Source organism: Maribacter huludaoensis, assembly GCF_029350945.1.
Classification (GTDB): Bacteria; Bacteroidota; Bacteroidia; order Flavobacteriales; family Flavobacteriaceae; genus Maribacter; species Maribacter huludaoensis.
Map to the genome: position 1 here is coordinate 245720 of NZ_JARKMS010000006.1, position 19954 is coordinate 265673.

Here is a 19954-nt window from a genome sequence, read left to right on the forward strand (position 1 = left end):
ATGAATCAACCTTTAGCCTATATACATCCGGGAGCTAAGATTGCCAAAAATGTGGTAGTAGAACCTTTTACAACTATTCATAACAATGTTGTAATTGGTGATGGCACTTGGATCGGGTCTAATGTGACGATAATGGAAGGCGCTCGCATTGGTAAGAATTGTAATATTTTTCCTGGTGCGGTTATATCTGCATCTCCACAAGATTTAAAGTATGACGGTGAGGATACCACCGTGGTAATAGGTGATAATACTACCATTAGAGAATGTGCCACTATTCATAAAGGCACTTCTGATCGTATGAAAACCGTTATCGGTAAAAATTGTTTGATTATGGCGTATTGCCATGTTGCTCATGATTGTTTGGTGGGCGACAACTGTATTTTTTCAAATAATTCAACTTTAGCAGGTCATGTTACCATTGGCGACAATGTTATTCTTGCAGGTTTGGTCGCGGTACATCAATTTGTATCTGTTGGTCAACACGCTTTTGTAACAGGTGGGTCTTTGGTGAGAAAAGATGTTCCGCCATACGTTAAGGCAGCAAGAGAGCCCTTATCGTATGTGGGTATCAATTCTGTTGGATTAAGACGTAGAGGATTTATTTCTGATAAGATCAGGGAAATTCAGAATATTTACCGAATCCTTTATCAGAAAAACTATAATAATACCCAAGCAGTTCAGATTATAGAAGCAGAGATGGAAGCAACACCTGAACGTGATGAAATATTACAGTTTATTCGCGACTCTCAGCGTGGTATCATGAAAGGATATTTCAGCAATAATTAAACAATTTCTTTAAACTTAAGTTAACTACATTAATATAAATTTAGAATGGCATCTACATCAGATATACGAAAAGGACTATGCATAAGATATAACAACGATATCTATAAAATAATTGAATTTCTACACGTAAAACCAGGTAAAGGACCTGCTTTTGTGCGTACTAAATTAAAAAGTGTTTCTACAGGTAAGGTATTGGACAATACATTTTCTGCAGGGCATAAAATAGAAGATGTTCGTGTAGAAACACGTTCTTATCAGTACCTGTATCCAGAAGGTGAAACATATCACTTTATGAATACGGATGATTACAATCAAATTACACTTCAAGAAAGTTCTTTAGATGCTCCGGGTCTATTAAAAGAAGGAGAAATTGTAAAAATCATGTTCAATACAGAAGATAGCATGCCTTTATCCGTTGATATGCCGGCAAGTGTTATTTTAGAAGTTACGTATACTGAACCTGGTGTTAAAGGTAATACGGCTACCAATGCTACAAAACCTGCAAAAGTTGAAACGGGTGCAGAAGTAAATGTTCCGTTATTTATCAATGAAGGTGACAAGGTAAAGATAGATACTGCTACAGGTTCTTACATGGAGCGTGTAAAGGAATAATTGCCATTGGTGAATTCTTTATTTAGAGCTAAAAAAGTCATTTGAAATTTCCTACTACTTTTTCGTTAAAACAGATCGCAGAGATAATCTCTAGCGAGTATGTTGGGCATGATGATTTTCCTGTGTTGGGCATGAACGAGATTCATGTTGTGGAACCAGGGGATATCGTGTTTGTAGATCATCCAAAGTATTATGATAAAGCATTGGAGTCCAAGGCTACCATAATATTGATCAATAAGCAAGTAGATTGTCCTGAAGGAAAAGCATTATTGATTTCAGATGACCCGTTTAGGGATTTCAATAAGCTTACCACGTTCTTTCAGCCATTTGTACCAAGCAGTCTATCGATTGCCGTAACTGCAAAAATTGGAAAGGATACTGTTATACAGCCCAATACTTTTATTGGTAACAATGTTGTAATAGGGGAGAATTGCATAATTCACTCAAACGTTACAATTTATGATAATTGCTTAATAGGTAATAATGTTATCATTCATGCAGGAAGTGTTTTAGGTGCAGATGCTTTTTATTATAAAAAACGCCCAGAAGGATTTGATAAATTAATATCAGGAGGTAGGGTAGTGTTGAAAGATAATGTAGATATTGGAGCACTTTGTACTATAGATAGAGGCGTTACTGGCGATACTACTATAGGCTATGGTACTAAATTGGATAATCAAGTGCATGTGGGGCATGATACTATTATTGGGCGGAAATGCTTGATTGCCTCTCAAACCGGTATTGCCGGATGTGTAATTATTGAAGATGAAGTAACATTATGGGGTCAAGTTGGTACAAATAGCGGAATAACTATTGGTGCCAAAGCAGTAATAATGGGACAAACAGGAGTAACAAAATCTGTAAAAGGAGGTAAGAGTTATTTTGGTACACCTATAGAAGAATCTCGTGAAAAGCTGAAGCAATTGGCACATATCAAGAAAATTCCAGAAATAATTAAAAAAATGGATAAGAAATAAGGTTATTAATGCTATAAAATTCATTAACAACTTTTATTTTTGTCTAACAAAAAAATAAAACTACAGTAGTATGAGCGTATTAGTAAATAAGGATTCAAAAATAATCGTACAAGGTTTCACCGGTAGTGAAGGTACTTTCCATGCTGGTCAAATGATTGAGTATGGTACTAATATCGTGGGTGGTGTTACTCCGGGAAAAGGAGGACAAGAGCATTTAGGTAAACCGGTATTTAATACGGTTGCTGAATCTGTTGAAAAAGTAGGTGCGGATACTACTATTATATTTGTTCCGCCTGCATTTGCCGCAGATGCAATTATGGAAGCTGCCGAAGCTGGTATTAAAGTTATTATTACAATTACAGAAGGTATTCCTGTTGCCGATATGGTAAAGGTAGCCAACTATATTAAAAATAAAGATTGTCGTTTAATAGGACCTAACTGCCCAGGTGTGATTACACCAGGTGAGGCAAAAGTTGGTATTATGCCAGGTTTTGTATTTAAGGAAGGTAATGTAGGTATCGTTTCCAAATCAGGAACTTTAACTTACGAAGCCGCTGACCAGGTGGTTCGCCAAGGTTTAGGAATTACTACTGCTATTGGTATTGGTGGTGATCCAATTATTGGAACTACAACTAAAGAAGCGGTTGAGTTATTGATCAATGATCCTGCTACTGAGTGTGTGGTAATGATCGGTGAGATCGGCGGACAATTAGAGGCTGATGCTGCACAGTGGTATAAAGCTAGTGGAAGTAAAAAACCAGTTGTTGGATTTATTGCTGGTGAAACTGCTCCGGCCGGTAGAACAATGGGTCATGCTGGTGCTATTGTTGGTGGTAGCGATGATACTGCCCAGGCCAAGAAAAGAATTATGAGAGAATGTGGAATTCACGTTGTAGATTCTCCAGCTGAAATTGGCTTAAAGGTTAAAGAAGTAATGGGATAAGAATCCCTCTTTATAGTATAAAATCCCGTTTATAGCGGGATTTTTTTTAGCCTATAAATGAAACAAAAGGTATATTTGATAAACATCGGTTTAAAACAACGGACTTATGAAATTATTAGAAGATAAAAACGTAATTATAACAGGGGCAAGCAGAGGAATTGGTATGGGAATAGCCCAAGTTTTTGCGGATCATGGAGCAAATGTTGCATTTACATATAGTTCTAGTGAGGCACCTGCATTAGCGTTAGAAAAAGAATTAACAGAGAAAGGCGTTAAGGCAAAAGCATATAAAAGTAATGCTGCAAGTTTTCAAGAAGCGGAAGAGCTGGTTGCCAAAGTACTGGAAGATTTTGATGGAAGAATTGATGTACTAATCAATAACGCTGGTATTACTAAAGATAATCTTTTGATGCGTATGTCAGAAGCGGATTTTGATGCGGTGATAGATATCAACTTGAAATCTGTTTTTAATATGACCAAGGCCGTACAAAGAACTTTGTTAAAACAACGTAAAGGTTCTATCATTAATATGAGCAGTGTGGTTGGTGTAAAAGGGAATGCTGGTCAAACCAATTACGCCGCGTCAAAAGCAGGTATGATCGGTTTTACTAAATCCGTAGCATTGGAATTAGGCTCTAGAAATATTAGATGTAACGCTATTGCACCAGGATTCATTGAAACTGAAATGACCGAAAAATTGGATGAAAAAACGGTTCAGGGATGGAGAGACGGTATTCCGTTGAAGCGTGGTGGAACTACGGAGGATATTGCCAATGCTTGTTTATATTTTGCTTCAGATTTATCTAGTTATGTAACTGGGCAAGTATTGAATGTTGATGGGGGTATGCTAACCTAAAATATTATTTTTACCCTTTAGAGCAGCAAATTAAAGTGTTTTATTGGCTGCGCCAAAAGGTATAATACCCCGAGGCTTGTCTCGAATTTAAAAGTTTGTTTCCTTTGAATGCCTCATGGGCTTACCCTGAGGTGTTTTACTAAGTTCAATTTGATAATATACATGGAGATTAAAACGGTATTGTATATCATTCTTGCTGCAATAGTAGCGCTCGGTATCGCTGTTTTTCAGTATATATATAAACAAAAGGCTAAAAGTAATATTCATTTACTTTTAGCCTTTTTGCGTTTTGTTGGTATTTTTGGTTTGTTATTACTTTTGGTCAACCCTAAGTTTCTACGAAAATCTTATACACTTGAAAAGCCTAATTTGGTTATTTTAGCCGATAATTCTACTTCTATTACTGAGAATGCAAGTGATTTAGAACTTTTTGTTTCAGAATTAAAAAACGCTGAACAGGTTACTGACATATTTGATATTGCGTCTTATAAGTTTGGAGCAACATTAGATGTTTTTGATAGTCTTTCTTTTGCGGACAAGAATACCAATATTAATAAATCACTTACTTCCTTAAAAGAAATTTATGCACGAGAACAGACTATAATTATCTTGTTATCAGACGGTAACCAAACCATTGGTGAAGATTACAGTTATTTTAAAACAGATCAAAACAATACTATTTATGCAGTTGTCCTTGGTGATACTACAAAGTATAAAGATATTTCTGTAGGACCTATTCTGACAAATAAATATGCATTTCTAAAAAATAAATTTCCATTGGAAACTTATGTTTCCTATCAAGGAAATACAGCAATTTCCGCAAACTTATCGGTAAAAATGAACGATAAGATAGTGTATACGCAAAATTTGAATTTAGATTCAGAGTCTAACTTTAAGACTATTGCCTTAGATGTTGATGCCAATACCGTAGGTATTAAAAATTTAGTTGTAGAAGTAACCAAACTGCCAAATGAACGTAATGTTCAAAATAATAAGAGAAGTACAAGTATTGAAGTTATTGATGAGAAAACTAAAATTGCATTAATATCAGATATTTTGCATCCAGATCTGGGTGCGCTGAAAAAGGCTATAGAAAGTAATAAACAGCGAGAAGTACAAATTTTAAAATCTAACACTGCAAACAGCATTTTAGATGACATTGACTTATTTGTGCTCTACCAACCAACTTCACAGTTTAAAAAGACAATAGATTTTGTCAAAAATAAAAATGCTAATTCTTTTATAGTTACAGGGCTACAAACCGATTATTCTTTCCTGAATGATGCTGATTTAGGTTTTGAAATAGAGAATGGCTATCCTGAGCAAGAGGTTTTTGGTGTTTTGAATAATGGGTTTCCTAAATATGATATTTCTAAGTTTGATCTTACGGATTTTCCTCCTTTAGCTAGTGATGCTGGTCCCGTTACTTTTAATGTAACTCAAGAAACGCTATTAGGGACACGAATAAAAGGTTTGGATATACAACAACCGTTGCTGGCCGTCACAGAAAAAAATAATAGTAAACAGGCTATTTTATTAGGTGAAAATCTTTGGAAATGGAGAATGCAGACCTTCAGAAATACTAACGATTTTAATAATTTTGATGAATTTATTGGCAAATTGGTGCGTTACCTAACAAGCGCTAAGAGTAAATCTAGATTAAATGTTGACTACCAAAAAGTTTACGATGGTAACGGTAATGCAGTTATTACCGCTACGTATTTTGATGAAGCATTTTTGTTTGATCAAAATGCGAAAGTTAGTATCCGTATAACTAATACTTCAACTGATCAGGTGAAGAATATTCCTATGGTCTTAAAAAATGGATATTTTGAAGCCGATCTTTCTAACTTAATAGCCGGGTCATATGCGTTTGTGGTTTCTGTAAAAAATGATTCTAAATCAGAATCTGGAAATTTTGTTATTTCAGAATTTGATATGGAAAATCAGTTTGTATCAAGTGATAATGAAAAAATGGAAAAACTTGTGCAAAATAACGGAGGTAAATTATTTTATCCTTCTCAGATAAATGAAGTATTGAAGGTTTTGAGTGAAAACAACGCATATGTTCCTACAGAGAAAAGCACTGAAAATATCGTATCTTTGATAGACTTTAAACTGCTATTAGGGCTTATCATATTAGCCTTTGCTGCAGAATGGTTTATCAGAAAATATAACGGATTAATTTAAATAGACACTAATGGATAAGTTACCTAAGATTGCGTTGCCCGCAATATTTATTTTTATTGTAATTGTAATTGCAATTTCAAAATCAACTGTAACAATAGACTCTGGTCAAGCGGGAGTATTGTACAAAACATTTGGCGATGGTGTAGTAACGGATGAACCGCCAATGGGAGAAGGTTTTCATATTGTAGCACCATGGAATAAAGTTTTTATTTATGAAGTAAGGCAGCAAGAAGTTTTTGAGAAAATGAATGTGCTTTCTAGTAATGGTCTAGATATAAAATTGGATGCTTCGGCTTGGTTTCAGCCTAAGTTTAATGAATTAGGGAAATTACATCAAGAAAAGGGTGAAGATTACGTACAACGTGTTCTTTTGCCAACTATACGTTCAGCCGCCCGTTCTGTTGTTGGTCGTTATACACCAGAGCAGTTATATTCTAGTAAAAGAGACGCAATTCAAGCTGAAATATTTGAAGAGACCAAAAAGATTGTGGAAGACGAGTACATTCAATTAAACGAAATATTGGTACGTGATGTAACTTTGCCACCAACAATTAAAGAGGCTATTGAAAGAAAGTTGCGCCAAGAACAGGAATCTTTGGAATATGAGTTTCGTTTGGTAACGGCCAAGAAAGAAGCGGAAAAAGTAACTATTGAAGCCCAAGGTAAAGCAGATGCCAACAGAATTTTAAGTGCTTCCTTAACTGATAAAATACTCCAGGACAAAGGTATAGATGCTACTTTAAAGTTGTCCGAATCACCTAATTCTAAAGTGATTGTCGTGGGTGGTGGTGAATCTGGTCTACCTTTAATTTTAGGTAACAACTAATACACGTGTAACATTATTTTTGTTTCATTTTAAACTTTTGTTTTGTGAAATGAAAAATACCTTTTACTTTTACATCAGAATGAAAAACAGAACTACACATCATCATTTCCATATTCACGCTCAGGCGAGGTAGGAATGTATTGTAGTAGAACAACATATTTAAAAACCCGTTTGAGCAATCAAACGGGTTTTGTATTTAAATCTCTTTTGGTTGCCAAGCATTAAATTAAAACAATGACAAAAATTAGAATTGCTATTCAGAAATCGGGAAGACTTAATGAGGAATCCCTTCAAATTTTAAAGGACTGCGGAATTTCAATTGATAACGGCAAAGATCAATTAAAAGCATCTTCAAGAAATTTTCCAATGGAGGTTTTTTATCTAAGAAATGGTGACATCCCGCAGTACTTAAGAGATGGTGTAGTAGATATTGCTATTATCGGAGAAAATGTATTGATTGAAAAAGGAGAAGATATTTCCATTGCAGAAAAATTGGGCTTCTCTAAATGTAAAGTTTCCTTGGCCGTACCAAAATCCGTTAAATATAATTCGGTAAAGGATTTTGAGGGTAAACGTATTGCTACTTCTTACCCAAATACAGTACTTAACTATTTGAAGGATAAAGGGGTTAAGGCAGACCTGCACATTATTAACGGTTCTGTTGAAATAGCGCCCAATATTGGACTTGCAGATGCCATTTGTGATATTGTATCTAGTGGTAGTACTTTATTCAAGAATAACTTGAAAGAAGTAGAAGTAATGCTTACCAGTGAGGCGGTGTTGGCGGTTTCTCCCAAAATATCAAAAGAGCGAAGAGAATTGCTTGAGAAACTACAATTCAGAATTCAATCGGTTTTGCGCGCAAGAGCTTCAAAGTATGTCTTGTTGAATGCGCCAAATGATAAATTAGAAGGTATTTTGAAATTGCTACCGGGCATGAGGAGTCCTACAGTTTTACCTTTAGCGGATGCGGGATGGAGTTCTGTGCATACCGTAATCAATAAAGATACTTTTTGGGAAGTAATAGATGAATTAAAGAAAGCCGGTGCAGAAGGTATCTTGGTTTGCCCAATTGAAAAGATGGTATTGTAAAATAGTATTAAGTACTAAGTATTAAGTAGTATTATTTGGAATTGATATTAGATGGAAATGTTCATTGTTCTATTTACATTTCGTAAACCAAAAACGAACAACCATCAACGAACAATTAAATAAATAATGAATAAAATATATAATCCACAGAGAGCAGATTGGAACAACGTTTTAAAACGACCTACGCAAACCGTTGCTGATATTGAAGGTTTGGTGAATGGTATTTTTGAAGAAGTACGATCAAATGGTGACGATACCATTAAAAAGTATACCGAACAATTTGATAAGGTGGTCTTGGAAAATATGCTTGTGACAAAGACCGAAATTGAAGATGCTCAAAAATTGGTTTCGGATGATTTGAAAGAAGCTATAAAGCTTGCAAAATCTAATATAGAGGTATTTCATAAAGCTCAAAAAACTGAGCGTATTGAAGTGGAAACTGCTGCGGGAGTTTCTTGCTGGCAAGAGAAAAGACCTATACAGAAGGTAGGATTGTATATTCCTGGCGGTACGGCACCTTTATTTTCCACTATTTTAATGCTGGCCGTGCCTGCAGCTATAGCTGGCTGTAAAGAAATAGTATTGTGCTCCCCACCGGATAAGGATGGTAAACTAAACCCGGCTATACTATATACGGCAAATTTATGTGGTGTCACCAAAATAGTAAAAGTAGGAGGTATACAGGCTATTGCAGGAATGACCTTTGGTACAGCCACTATTCCGCAGGTATATAAAATATTTGGACCGGGTAACCAATATGTAACCGTCGCCAAACAGATTGCCACTAAGTATGGTGTAGCCATAGATATGCCGGCAGGTCCTTCAGAATTATTGGTGGTTGCAGATGATTCTGCAAACGCCGCCTTTGTTGCTTCAGATTTACTGAGTCAGGCTGAACATGGCGTAGATAGTCAGGTAATTTTGGTATCGACTTCAAAAAGTATGATCGATGCTGTTGAGAAGAAAGTAGCGCTACAATTAGAAGAATTGCCACGTAAGGAAATCGCAAAGCAGGCAATTGCAAATAGTAAATTAATATATGTTGATAACGATCAAGATGCTATTGATTTAATAAATGAATACGGACCGGAACATTACATTGTTTGTGTAGAAAATGAAGATTTCTACATTGACAACACCCAAAATGCAGGTTCAGTGTTCATAGGAAATTATACGCCTGAAAGTGCCGGTGATTATGCATCGGGTACCAATCATACCTTACCTACCAATGGTTATGCCAAGCAATACAGCGGTGTAAACTTAGATAGTTTTATGAAGAGTATGACCTTTCAAAAGATAAATGAAAAAGGAATCCAAACCATAGGTAATGCAATTGAGCTAATGGCTGAAGCAGAAGGCTTGCAGGCTCACAAGAATGCTGTGACCTTAAGATTAAACAGTTTAAAATAACGTCATTTTGGCTATGCTCTATGACCAATTCAATGTTGAACTAATGAGTTTCAATTTAAACAATATTACAAGGGAAAACGTTAAGGGTTTAAGTCCGTATTCTTCGGCACGTGACGAATATGTGTCCGATGGTTCTACCATGGTTTTCTTAGATGCTAATGAAAATCCGTTTGAAAACGGAGTTAATAGATATCCTGATCCACAACAACGTGGTCTAAAGGCTATTTTAGCTGAACAGAAAGGAATCCAGGAAGAAAACATACTTTTAGGCAATGGTAGTGATGAAGTTTTGGATCTGTTGTTCAGAGCCTTCTGTGAGCCTAAACAGGATAATATTATCACCTTGCCACCAACATACGGCATGTATAAGGTACTTTCGGGTATTAATTTAGTCGAAAATAGAGAAGTATTACTGTCTACTGAATTTCAGCCGAATATTGCAGAAATTAAAAAGGCAATTGATGAGCATACCAAATTGTTGTTTATCTGTTCTCCAAATAATCCTACGGGGAATAGTTTCTCTACTGCAATCATTGAAGAGCTTTTACATTCTTTTAATGGGCTAGTGGTTATCGATGAAGCGTATATCGACTTTTCATCCGAAGAAAGCTGGGTATCTAAATTAGCAGATTATTCTAATTTGATTGTTACTCAGACCTTATCAAAAGCTTACGGCATGGCAGGTATTCGTTTGGGTTTATGTTTGGCATCTGCAGAGATTATCGCGGTAATCAATAAAATTAAACCGCCGTATAATGTCAATCAGCTTACTCAAGATAGGGCTATTGAAAGAGTGTCTGACCAAAAAGCCGTTCAGACAGAAGTTGCTTCCATTCTTGCAGAGCGTGAAAAGCTGATGGAAACATTGAAAACCATATCTTTTGTTTCTACTATTTATCCTACCGATGCTAATTTTATTCTGGCCAAGGTTGATAATGCTACACGTCGTTATAATCAGTTATTGGAAAAAGGTATAGTTGTACGTAACCGAACTACGCAACCCTTATGCGAAAATACGCTTAGATTTACCGTGGGTACATCAGAAGAAAATAATATTGTAATTACCGCTTTAAGAGCACTATCAAGCTAATATGAAAAAAAGAGTACTATTTATAGACCGTGACGGTACAATTATAAAAGAAACTGTAGATGAGCAGATCGATGCATTTGAGAAAATGATTTTCTATCCTAAGGCATTTACATATTTAGGTAAAATAGCGAAAGAATTGGATTATGAATTGGTCATGATTACCAACCAAGACGGATTGGGTACAGATGTATTTCCAGAGGATACCTTTTGGCCGGTTCATAATTTCATACTTAAGTCTTTCGAGAATGAAGGCGTTGTTTTTGATAAGGTTTTTCTTGACCGTACTTTTCCCCATGAAAATGCCGACACTAGAAAACCTGGCACCGGATTATTGACCGAATATTTTTCCGAGGATTATGATCTGGAGAATTCCTTTGTGATCGGTGACCGATTAACGGATATGGAATTGGCTAAAAACCTTGGTTCTAAAGGGATTTTCATTAACGATAATACCAATCTTGGTACCGGTGAAATCACAGTAAAGCGTGATGAATTAGATAGCCATATTGCTATTGAAAGTAATGATTGGGAAAAGATATATGAGTTTTTAAAGCTGAATGATAGAACGGCTGAAATTCATAGAAAGACCAATGAAACCGATATTGCCATACAATTGAACTTAGACGGTACCGGTAAAAGTGATATCAAAACCGGATTGGCATTTTTTGACCATATGCTAGACCAATTGGCTCGTCATGGGCAAATGGATTTAACCATTAAGGTTGATGGTGATTTAGAAGTTGATGAACACCATACTATTGAAGATACCGGTATTGCCTTAGGTGAAGTTTTTCATAATGCCTTAGGGAATAAACTAGGCATAGAACGTTACGGATTCTGTTTACCAATGGACGATTGTTTGGCGCAATCCGCTATTGATTTTGGTGGCAGAAATTGGCTAGTATGGGATGCAGACTTTAAGCGTGAAATGGTAGGGGACATGCCAACTGAAATGTTCCACCATTTCTTTAAGTCTTTCACAGACGGAGCAAAAGCTAATTTGAACATTAAAGCCGAAGGTACCAACGAACATCATAAAATAGAAGCTATATTCAAAGCCTTTGCAAAAAGCATCAAAATGGCGGTAAAAAGAGATGTAAAAAAGATGGTGTTACCAAGTACTAAAGGAGTTCTATAATAGTACAAAGTATTAAGTATAAAGTATTAAATCGTTCTAAGATTTACTTTGTACTTCATACTATGTATTTAATACTAGTTTTAATGAAAATTGTAATCATAAATTACGGCGCCGGAAATATACAGAGCATAAAATTAGCCATCAAAAGGTTAGGTTTTGATGCTGTTTTAAGTAGCGATGCCGAGGAAATAAAAAATGCCGATAAAGTAATTTTTCCGGGAGTAGGCGAGGCAAGCAGTGCTATGAAAATGCTGTTGAATAGTGGTCTGGATAGCATATTACCAACCTTAAAACAGCCTGTTTTAGGTATTTGTTTAGGCATGCAATTAATGTGTAATTCATCTGAAGAGGGGAATACCAAAGGATTGGGCATTTTTGATGTTGATGTCATTAAATTTGATACTAGCGTAAAGGTTCCTCAAATTGGTTGGAATCAAATATCGAACCTAAAATCAGATTTGTTTGGCTCCATTGCCGAGGATGAGCATATTTACTTGGTTCATAGCTTTTATGCCCCGTTGTGTAACGAAACTATAGCTCAATGCTCATACGGACTTAACTATAGCGCAGCATTACAAAAAGGTAATTTTTACGGTACGCAGTTTCACCCAGAAAAATCAAGTGATGTTGGAGAAAAAATATTAGAGAATTTTTTAAAAATGTAATGTTTAGTAGTAAGTACAGAGTACAAAGTATTAAGTAAAAAGTACTGGGTATTAAATAGATGAATAATTATAGAGAACTACATATTTGGAAAAAAGGGATGTAGCTTGTTGAGGAAATTTATTTCTTATCAAAGAAATTACCGGATGATGAAAAATTTGGTTTGACTTCTCAGATTAAAAGTTGTAGTGTTTCTATACCATCAAATATTGCAGAGGGAGCAGGTAGAAATTCGAATAAAGAATTCGCCCATTTCCTTAGTATTGCAAATGGCTCAACCACAGAACTTGAAACACAATTAATACTAATTGTAAACTTAAAATTTGTACCTGAGTCCGATATTAATAAAGCATTGGTGTTATGCCAAGAAATTAAGAACATGAATTATGCTTTACAAAAAAGCTTAAAATAATGATAGTTAACATAAGTAAGATGTATAAAATTTAGTAATAACTTATTCCTAAGGACTTAATACTTTGTACTTTTTACTTAATACTAAAGACTTAACACAACTATTAAAATGAGAATAATACCAGCCATAGATATCATAGACGGTAAGTGTGTACGCCTTTCCAAAGGGGATTATGACACCAAGAAGATATACAATGAAAACCCGTTAGAAGTTGCGAAAGAGTTTGAAGCACACGGAATAAAACACTTGCATTTAGTGGATTTAGATGGTGCAAAATCTAAGCACATTGTGAACCATAAAGTGTTAGAACAAATTGCAGCCAAGACCGGACTTCAGATTGATTTTGGCGGCGGATTAAAGACCGATGAAGATTTACGTATCGCTTTTGAAAGTGGTGCCAAGCAAATTACTGGTGGTAGTATTGCAGTTAAGGATGCTGAAACATTTATGGGTTGGATAGAAAAGCATGGTTCCGATAAAATAATATTGGGAGCCGATGCCATGGATGAAAAAGTAGCTGTTTCGGGCTGGTTAGAAGAATCTAAAGAAGAGTTGATTCCTTTTATACAATCGTACCAAGAAAAGGGAATTCAATACGTAATTTGTACGGATATTAGTAAAGATGGTATGTTAGAAGGTCCGTCTTTTAATTTATACTCAAAAATTATCAGTTCAACGGAATCTGGAATAAAACTGATTGCAAGCGGAGGAATATCTACTTTTGATGAGTTGCCTAAATTAGCCGAAATGGGTTGTGAAGGGACAATTATTGGTAAGGCTATTTACGAGAACAGAATTAGTTTAAAACAGTTGGAATCTTATATTTTAAGCAATGGATAAGGAATTTCAAATTATTGAAGAGCTAAAGCAAAATGCTTTGTATCGTATAGATGAAAGTACACGTATGATCAAGAAAAGCCTTACTGATATTTCTGAAGAAGAACTATGGCAAAAACCGAACGCTTCTTTAAATAGCATTGCAAATTTAATTCTTCATTTGTGTGGTAATATATCGCAATACGCCATATCCTCTTTAGGAGAAAATGAAGACACAAGAAATCGTGATGTAGAATTTGCGGCTACAAATGGTTACACCAAAGAAGAATTGCTAAATAAGTTGGATGATGTGCTAGACTCGGCAAAAAGAATCATTTTTGATGCTTCAACAGCTCAATTGGTTCAAAAACGTTCAGTACAGGGATTTTCTTTTTCTGGAATAGGTATTATTCTCCACGTGATAGAACACTACTCATATCATACTGGGCAAATAGCCTTTTGGGTAAAACAGCTGAAGATTAAGGACCTTGGCTTTTATGACGGTGTAGATTTGAATATAAAAAATAAGTAACGAGATAAAAGTACAGAGTACAAAGTACGAAGTACTGAGGTTACAGTAATTGACAACTTGATGTTAACAAAGAATACTTAGTACTTAATACTAAGTATTTAATACTTTAAAAAAAATGCTTGCAAAAAGAATAATTCCCTGTTTGGATATAAAGGACGGTAGAACGGTTAAAGGCGTAAATTTTGTTGATTTACGTGATGCCGGTGACCCTGTTGAACTTGCTGAAATTTATAGTAAAGAAGGGGCAGATGAATTGGTCTTTTTAGACATTTCTGCAACGGAACAAAAACGCAAAACATTGGCTGATCTGGTGTACAGAGTTGCCGAAAAAGTTAATATTCCATTTACCGTTGGTGGCGGAATTTCCTCGGTAGAAGATGTAGATGTTCTATTGCAAAATGGTGCCGATAAAGTGTCTATAAACTCATCGGCAGTTAAGAATCCGCAGTTGATTAATGATTTGGTGGCTAAATTTGGTTCACAATGCATTGTGGTGGCTATAGATGCCAAACAGATAGATGGAGAATGGATCGTGCATTTAGTGGGTGGCAAAGTACCAACAGAGCGTAAGTTGTTTGAATGGGCTAAGGAAGTTGAAGAGCGCGGTGCTGGTGAGATTCTATTTACATCAATGGATAATGATGGTACTAAAGATGGTTTTGCCAATGAAGCTTTGGCAAGATTATCCACAGAATTGAATATCCCGATTATCGCATCTGGTGGTGCAGGTAATATGCAGCATTTTTCAGATACTTTTATAGAAGGAAAAGCAGATGCAGCTTTGGCGGCAAGTGTTTTTCATTTTAAGGAAATAGGGATTCAGGAATTGAAACTTGAATTACAGGAGAAGGGAATTCCTGTGAGGGTTTAGTTTCAATAAGTAGTCGATAATTGGTTAGTAGGTGGTTACAGTTTTCTGTAGTCAGAATGTCTCCTGAATTTACCTGCAGAGACAGACGCTTTAGAAGGCTTTAGGACACAATTTTTCAAATCGGTTACACTGAGTGAACTGAATAAAAATAGGGTCAACAAGAAGAAGTTATACAATGAAAAAAATAGGATTAATAGGTGGTATTACTTGGCAGTCTACTCAGTTGTACTACCAATTGATAAATACAATGGTGGCAGAAGAACTTGGCGGACAAAGTTCTTGTCACTGCATTATTGAATCTGTGAACTTTGCTGAGTTTTCTAAAAAACAAGCTGCAGGAGATTGGGATGCTTTGCATAAAGAAATGACGAATATTGCATTAAGGCTGCAAGATGCCGGTGCAGAAATTATCGTTATTTGCGCCAATACCATGCACCTAAGTGCTCCAATAATGAAGAGAAGTTTGACTGTTCCGGTGCTTCATATTGTTGAAGTAATCGGTAAGGCTATACAAGCCAAAGGTTGTAAAAAGGTTTTGTTGTTGGGTACCAGGTATACCATGGAAATGGATTTTTTCAAGGATATCCTTAGATATCAATTTGATATTGAAGCTTTGGTGCCAAACGAGAATGATAGAGATACAGTGCATAACATCATTTATAATGAACTTGCAAAAGGTGTAATTAAAGATGAGTCTAGAAAAAAATATGTGGATATCATCAAAAAAGGGGAGAAGGAAGGTGCACAAGCCGTAATTTTAGGTTGTACGGAAATACCATTGTTAATTTCCCAAGCAGATTGTGACATACCTGCATTTGACACAACAAAGGAGCATGCTAAAGCTGCCGTTGAGTTTGCATTAGGGTAACAGCAGACAATTTTCAAAACTGCATGTCATTTTGAGTTTACCTTACGGTTAACAAGATTTAGAATAATTTAAAGTAAAAATAGAAGATAGTATATATGGAGTTTAAAACACCGGATTGGAATAAAACAAATGACGGATTAATACCTGCAATCATACAAGATGCACGTACTAAAAACGTATTAATGTTGGGCTACATGAATGCTGAAGCGCTAAGTAAAACCACCGAAACGGGTAAGGTTACTTTCTTTAGTAGAACTAAAAACCGATTATGGACCAAAGGTGAGGAAAGTGGCAATTTTCTAAATTTGGTATCCATTAAAAATGATTGCGATCAAGATTCTTTATTGATATTGGTAAATCCTAATGGTCCTACATGCCACACAGGTGCCGATACTTGTTGGAAAGAAAGCAATGATTCAAACTTCGGGTTCTTCTCTGAATTGGAATCAACTATTGAACAAAGACGCGCGAATGCTGATGGAGAAAAATCATATGTAGCTTCCTTATTTGCAAAAGGCATTAATAAAGTAGCCCAGAAAGTGGGAGAGGAGGCCGTTGAAACTGTAATTGAGGCTATGGATAATAATGATGAGCTTTTCTTGTACGAAAGTGCCGATCTATTGTTTCATTATCTAATGCTCTTACAAGCAAAAGGTTTTACACTTAAAGATATTGAGGCTGAATTGATGAAACGTAAAAAATAATCTTTACAACCCATATTTTTTTACCGTATATGCGCTTAAAAATGTGTTCGCTTTTATTGTAGTATGGGTTGTATTCAACTTGTTTTCTAATTCTTGTTGTAGCTTTTCAAATAAGTTTTCTGTTCCAAAAGTATTGGCCATTGTTATGTAGTCGTTTTTAGAGGACAACAAAATATGTGCTAAATCGGCTACTGTGATATCAAAGCGAATTGACAGTTTATACTGGCTATTTAAATGTACGTTCGTGGTATGTAGTCCAGAAAAGTTGATTTCATGATCATAGTCAGAATTCATATCTGTTTCTGTACCTACGCCAAGCAGTTTTAATATATCTGTCAAAAGAATTTCAAAATCATAAGCTATGATGTGGGAATTAGCTTTTGACACCCTTATACATTCATCTAGTAGTTCTTGAGATTTTGCATAGAATAATGACCCTGCAAACGTAATGATATCGAACCTATCACTGTCAAAGTTCAGGGTTTTGGTTTCCATTAACTCATAGCTAACACCAGTGTGTTTAATGGACTTTTTAATCATTTGCTTACTTGGGTCAACTCCAATTACGGTATTGCAAAATTTGGATAGGGCCATGGAAGATTGCCCAGTACCGCAACCAATGTCTAATCCATAATTACTTTTAGGGGTAGTAGGAAGATACGTTTTTAGAATATTTGCATGTAAAGAAGGTCTATACGCTGCATAATGCAAAGCTGTTACTTGGTCGTACTCTTTACTCATATTCAAAAGTTCTTTCCATGATTACGAAATCTATTCCTCCCTTCACATAGGTTTTATTGGTTTTGAGCATATGGAATTTGGTGTAAAAAGTGCTTTTGTTCTGTCTGGCATTACACCAAATCTTTGTCATTTTTTTTGTGTTCGCAATGTGCATTATTTCTTCTAATAACAAGCTTCCATAGCCTTTTCCTTGGTAGTCTTCTAACGTAGCAAATTTTCGAAATTGACCTTCATCGCCATCAATAAATAAAGAAATTACCGATATAAGTTTGTGGTCTATAAATAGTCCGTAATGCAGACCTTCATGGTCTTTTGGAAGCTTTACGTAGTCCAATGGTTGATTTGGCCACATAACCAAATGTCTTATAGGTAGTGTGTCTGCGGCAGAAATCTCAATTATTTTTGTGGTCATTGACATGGTGCATGCTTGACCTCAAATATAACTAGGTTCTGGATTATTCAAGTACTAAACAATCTTGAACTTTTTCAATTGACACCCATTTAAAAGTTATCGGTGACCATTCACTTTTTGGATTTGCCTTGTATGAAGCTTTGTTCTTTACGAAAACCTGATTGTTTTCAGTGAATACGTGTTGCGTGTCTATACCTTTTTTAGCGTAACGCTTTTTTGATTTTCTTCTGTTGATCATTGCACGTTTTTCTTATAACGGTTACGTCCCATATTAAATATGCCAACTTTAATGCCTATACCGGCTGAAAAGCCGTTAATTCTAGAAATTCTGGTGGGTGGTAATTCTATTTTGCTAGAAAAACGATATTTTACACCTGCTTCTAGTTGTAAGTATCTAGAGATATTAAAAAGAGCATTTATTCCCGGTTCGGCAACAAATACTTCGTCAAAATCATCTTCGGTAAGTTCCTCTTCAAAATTGTCGTCGTGTCTATATTTTGCATCCACGTAACCTACGGCACCGGCTCCAAGCAACAACGGAAAACTTAAATTAATTCTTTTCTTACTGAACAATATGGGTTCTAAATGTAACCCGCCATAAACAGCAATTAAATCTTCATATCTAGAGAGTGTATTGTTAAAGATATCTTGTTCGGAATATAAAAAATTGGCAGCAAATCCAACTTCGAACTGTTGATTGGCAACATAGGCAATTTTTAATCCCCCCAAATAGGCCCTTTCATTTTCAACTTCTCCTAAGCCCATATGAATACCAACATAGACGCCATGTACTACATTGTTGCGATCGTTAAATTCAAGGTATTCATCAGTTTCCTCTTGTCCGTAGCTACACATGGCGGACAGAAATAAAAACAATAGAAGGCTAAATTGAAGTGGTTTCATTACTGTTTGATTTTTGATTGATTATCTAATAGACAACCTAAGCAACAAATAGTTGCACCAAAAACCACTATTTTTTAGATAAAACCCAAAATTCTACATTTTGTTGTGTAAACATACCTCTAATTACTTTTAAACGAGCTTATTAGAGGTGTCATTGGCTCCCCATGAGTCAAGACTAAGCAAAATAGTTTTAAGGGATTTTCCACGTTCGGTCAAACCATATTCTACTTTTGGTGGTACAACAGGATACACTATACGTTCTACCAAGCCATCTTTTTCCAATTCGCGCACGGTTTGTGTAAACATTTTATTGGATATTCCCGGTACTTTTTTCTGTAATACTCCCGATCGTAATGCGCCATCCAATAAATGAAAAAGTACAATAGGTTTCCATTTGGTACCAATTAGATTCATCGTATGGTCTAACGGGCAATATTTTTTAGTATTCATTTAAAATTTAATTATTTGAAAATCAATATTTTACTCTTTTTGGTAACTATAGCACTTTTAGGTAAGTTATTGTCCATAAGGCAAATATAGATTTATTTTGTAGTAAAATTAGAACTATGGATAAGAATAAAGAATACCCAAAATCATTTTCGCATATTGGCATTACAGTACCGGACTTAAAGAAAGCGGTAGAATTTTACTCAGAAGTAATGGGTTGGTACGTAATTATGAAACCATCAAAAATTAAAAAAGAAAAAGAAACAGCGATCGGTTTAATGTGTATTGATGTTTTTGGTGATGACTGGGAAGAGTTTGAAATTGCACATATGTCTACCTCTGATAGTATAGGCGTAGAATTATTCTCTTTTCCTCATGGAGTTAAAGAAGCACCTGAATTCAATCCGTTTAATACAGGATTATTTCATTTTTGCATTCAAGACCCAAATATAGAAGATTTGGTCGCTAAAATTGTGGCATATGGAGGCAAACAGCGTATGCCTATACGTTCATACTACCCAAATGACAAACCCTATAAAATGTGTTATGTTGAAGACCCTTTTGGGATTGTTTTTGAAGTATACACGCACAGTTATGAACTAACCTATTCGTCTGGCGCGTATTTAGAATAGATTGGGTTATGATATAAAAGCGATTAGCTTATA

Annotated in this window: 24 protein-coding genes; 19 read left to right on the plus strand and 5 right to left on the minus strand. The window is 35.5% G+C overall.

Annotated elements, in window-relative coordinates:
- The 18 genes from lpxA (at position 1) to hisIE (ending at position 16786) form a co-directional block, all read left to right on the plus strand.
- The gene (gene lpxA / locus PXC01_RS16545) at positions 1–786 is read left to right on the plus strand and encodes an acyl-ACP--UDP-N-acetylglucosamine O-acyltransferase (protein ID WP_276473392.1); all 786 of its coding nucleotides are present in this window, start codon (positions 1–3) and stop codon (positions 784–786) included.
- A 45-nt stretch (positions 787–831) separates the two neighbouring features.
- Complete coding sequence (gene efp, locus PXC01_RS16550) at positions 832–1398, plus strand: elongation factor P (protein WP_276473393.1); 567 nt, start codon at positions 832–834, stop codon at positions 1396–1398.
- Between the two features lie 41 nt (positions 1399–1439).
- Positions 1440–2375, plus strand: coding sequence for a UDP-3-O-(3-hydroxymyristoyl)glucosamine N-acyltransferase (locus tag PXC01_RS16555; protein ID WP_276473394.1), 936 nt, complete (start codon positions 1440–1442; stop codon positions 2373–2375).
- A 70-nt stretch (positions 2376–2445) separates the two neighbouring features.
- A complete protein-coding gene (sucD, locus tag PXC01_RS16560) occupies positions 2446–3318 on the plus strand; it encodes a succinate--CoA ligase subunit alpha (RefSeq protein WP_276473395.1) in 873 nt (290 codons plus the stop codon).
- 106 nt (positions 3319–3424) lie between these two features.
- On the plus strand, positions 3425–4174 hold the full coding sequence (gene fabG, locus PXC01_RS16565) for a 3-oxoacyl-[acyl-carrier-protein] reductase (protein ID WP_276473396.1): 750 nt from the start codon (positions 3425–3427) through the stop codon (positions 4172–4174).
- Positions 4175–4336: 162 nt separating this feature from the next.
- Entirely contained in the window at positions 4337–6364 is a 2028-nt protein-coding gene (locus PXC01_RS16570) for a VWA domain-containing protein (RefSeq protein WP_276473397.1), read from the plus strand.
- A 10-nt stretch (positions 6365–6374) separates the two neighbouring features.
- Positions 6375–7190 carry a prohibitin family protein gene (locus PXC01_RS16575; protein ID WP_276473398.1) on the plus strand — a complete coding sequence of 272 codons (816 nt, stop codon included), beginning with the start codon at positions 6375–6377 and terminating at the stop codon, positions 7188–7190.
- Positions 7191–7424: 234 nt separating this feature from the next.
- Positions 7425–8282 (plus strand): ATP phosphoribosyltransferase, encoded by an 858-nt coding sequence (hisG, locus tag PXC01_RS16580; RefSeq protein WP_276473399.1) that lies wholly within the window; start codon positions 7425–7427, stop codon positions 8280–8282.
- 126 nt (positions 8283–8408) lie between these two features.
- Positions 8409–9692, plus strand: a complete 1284-nt coding sequence (gene hisD, locus PXC01_RS16585) for a histidinol dehydrogenase (RefSeq protein WP_276473400.1) — start codon at positions 8409–8411, stop codon at positions 9690–9692.
- Between the two features lie 43 nt (positions 9693–9735).
- On the plus strand, positions 9736–10782 hold the full coding sequence (gene hisC / locus PXC01_RS16590) for a histidinol-phosphate transaminase (protein ID WP_276473401.1): 1047 nt from the start codon (positions 9736–9738) through the stop codon (positions 10780–10782).
- Position 10783: 1 nt separating this feature from the next.
- Positions 10784–11920, plus strand: a complete 1137-nt coding sequence (gene hisB, locus PXC01_RS16595) for a bifunctional histidinol-phosphatase/imidazoleglycerol-phosphate dehydratase HisB (RefSeq protein ID WP_276473402.1) — start codon at positions 10784–10786, stop codon at positions 11918–11920.
- Positions 11921–12003: 83 nt separating this feature from the next.
- Positions 12004–12585 carry an imidazole glycerol phosphate synthase subunit HisH gene (hisH, locus tag PXC01_RS16600; RefSeq protein WP_276473403.1) on the plus strand — a complete coding sequence of 194 codons (582 nt, stop codon included), beginning with the start codon at positions 12004–12006 and terminating at the stop codon, positions 12583–12585.
- A 116-nt stretch (positions 12586–12701) separates the two neighbouring features.
- Positions 12702–12995 carry a four helix bundle protein gene (locus PXC01_RS16605; protein ID WP_276473428.1) on the plus strand — a complete coding sequence of 98 codons (294 nt, stop codon included), beginning with the start codon at positions 12702–12704 and terminating at the stop codon, positions 12993–12995.
- Positions 12996–13103: 108 nt separating this feature from the next.
- Positions 13104–13835 carry a 1-(5-phosphoribosyl)-5-[(5-phosphoribosylamino)methylideneamino]imidazole-4-carboxamide isomerase gene (gene hisA, locus PXC01_RS16610; protein ID WP_276473404.1) on the plus strand — a complete coding sequence of 244 codons (732 nt, stop codon included), beginning with the start codon at positions 13104–13106 and terminating at the stop codon, positions 13833–13835.
- The gene (locus tag PXC01_RS16615; RefSeq protein WP_276473405.1) at positions 13828–14343 is read left to right on the plus strand and encodes a DinB family protein; all 516 of its coding nucleotides are present in this window, start codon (positions 13828–13830) and stop codon (positions 14341–14343) included. Before hisA ends, PXC01_RS16615 begins: the two co-directional genes overlap by 8 nt.
- A gap of 115 nt (positions 14344–14458) precedes the next feature.
- The gene (gene hisF, locus PXC01_RS16620; RefSeq protein WP_276473406.1) at positions 14459–15214 is read left to right on the plus strand and encodes an imidazole glycerol phosphate synthase subunit HisF; all 756 of its coding nucleotides are present in this window, start codon (positions 14459–14461) and stop codon (positions 15212–15214) included.
- 175 nt (positions 15215–15389) lie between these two features.
- Positions 15390–16082 (plus strand): aspartate/glutamate racemase family protein, encoded by a 693-nt coding sequence (locus PXC01_RS16625; protein ID WP_276473407.1) that lies wholly within the window; start codon positions 15390–15392, stop codon positions 16080–16082.
- 95 nt (positions 16083–16177) lie between these two features.
- Positions 16178–16786, plus strand: coding sequence for a bifunctional phosphoribosyl-AMP cyclohydrolase/phosphoribosyl-ATP diphosphatase HisIE (hisIE, locus tag PXC01_RS16630; RefSeq protein ID WP_276473408.1), 609 nt, complete (start codon positions 16178–16180; stop codon positions 16784–16786).
- Between the two features lie 3 nt (positions 16787–16789).
- Here the strand turns inward: hisIE and PXC01_RS16635 are convergent, their stop codons facing one another.
- The 5 genes from PXC01_RS16635 to PXC01_RS16655 form a co-directional block, all read right to left on the minus strand.
- Positions 16790–17527, minus strand: a complete 738-nt coding sequence (locus PXC01_RS16635) for a class I SAM-dependent methyltransferase (protein WP_276473409.1) — start codon at positions 17525–17527, stop codon at positions 16790–16792.
- A complete protein-coding gene (locus PXC01_RS16640; RefSeq protein ID WP_276473410.1) occupies positions 17520–17939 on the minus strand; it encodes a GNAT family N-acetyltransferase in 420 nt (139 codons plus the stop codon). The genes PXC01_RS16635 and PXC01_RS16640 overlap by 8 nt, the downstream gene beginning before the upstream one ends.
- A gap of 43 nt (positions 17940–17982) precedes the next feature.
- On the minus strand, positions 17983–18177 hold the full coding sequence (locus tag PXC01_RS16645) for a hypothetical protein (protein ID WP_058102640.1): 195 nt from the start codon (positions 18175–18177) through the stop codon (positions 17983–17985).
- Positions 18174–18842 (minus strand): hypothetical protein, encoded by a 669-nt coding sequence (locus tag PXC01_RS16650; RefSeq protein ID WP_143751755.1) that lies wholly within the window; start codon positions 18840–18842, stop codon positions 18174–18176. The genes PXC01_RS16645 and PXC01_RS16650 overlap by 4 nt, the downstream gene beginning before the upstream one ends.
- Before the next feature lie 129 nt (positions 18843–18971).
- A complete protein-coding gene (locus PXC01_RS16655) occupies positions 18972–19292 on the minus strand; it encodes a winged helix-turn-helix transcriptional regulator (protein ID WP_071342139.1) in 321 nt (106 codons plus the stop codon).
- A gap of 116 nt (positions 19293–19408) precedes the next feature.
- Between PXC01_RS16655 and PXC01_RS16660 the strand changes: the two genes are divergently transcribed.
- Positions 19409–19921, plus strand: a complete 513-nt coding sequence (locus PXC01_RS16660; protein WP_276473411.1) for a VOC family protein — start codon at positions 19409–19411, stop codon at positions 19919–19921.
- The last annotated feature ends 33 nt before the right edge of the window (positions 19922–19954 follow it).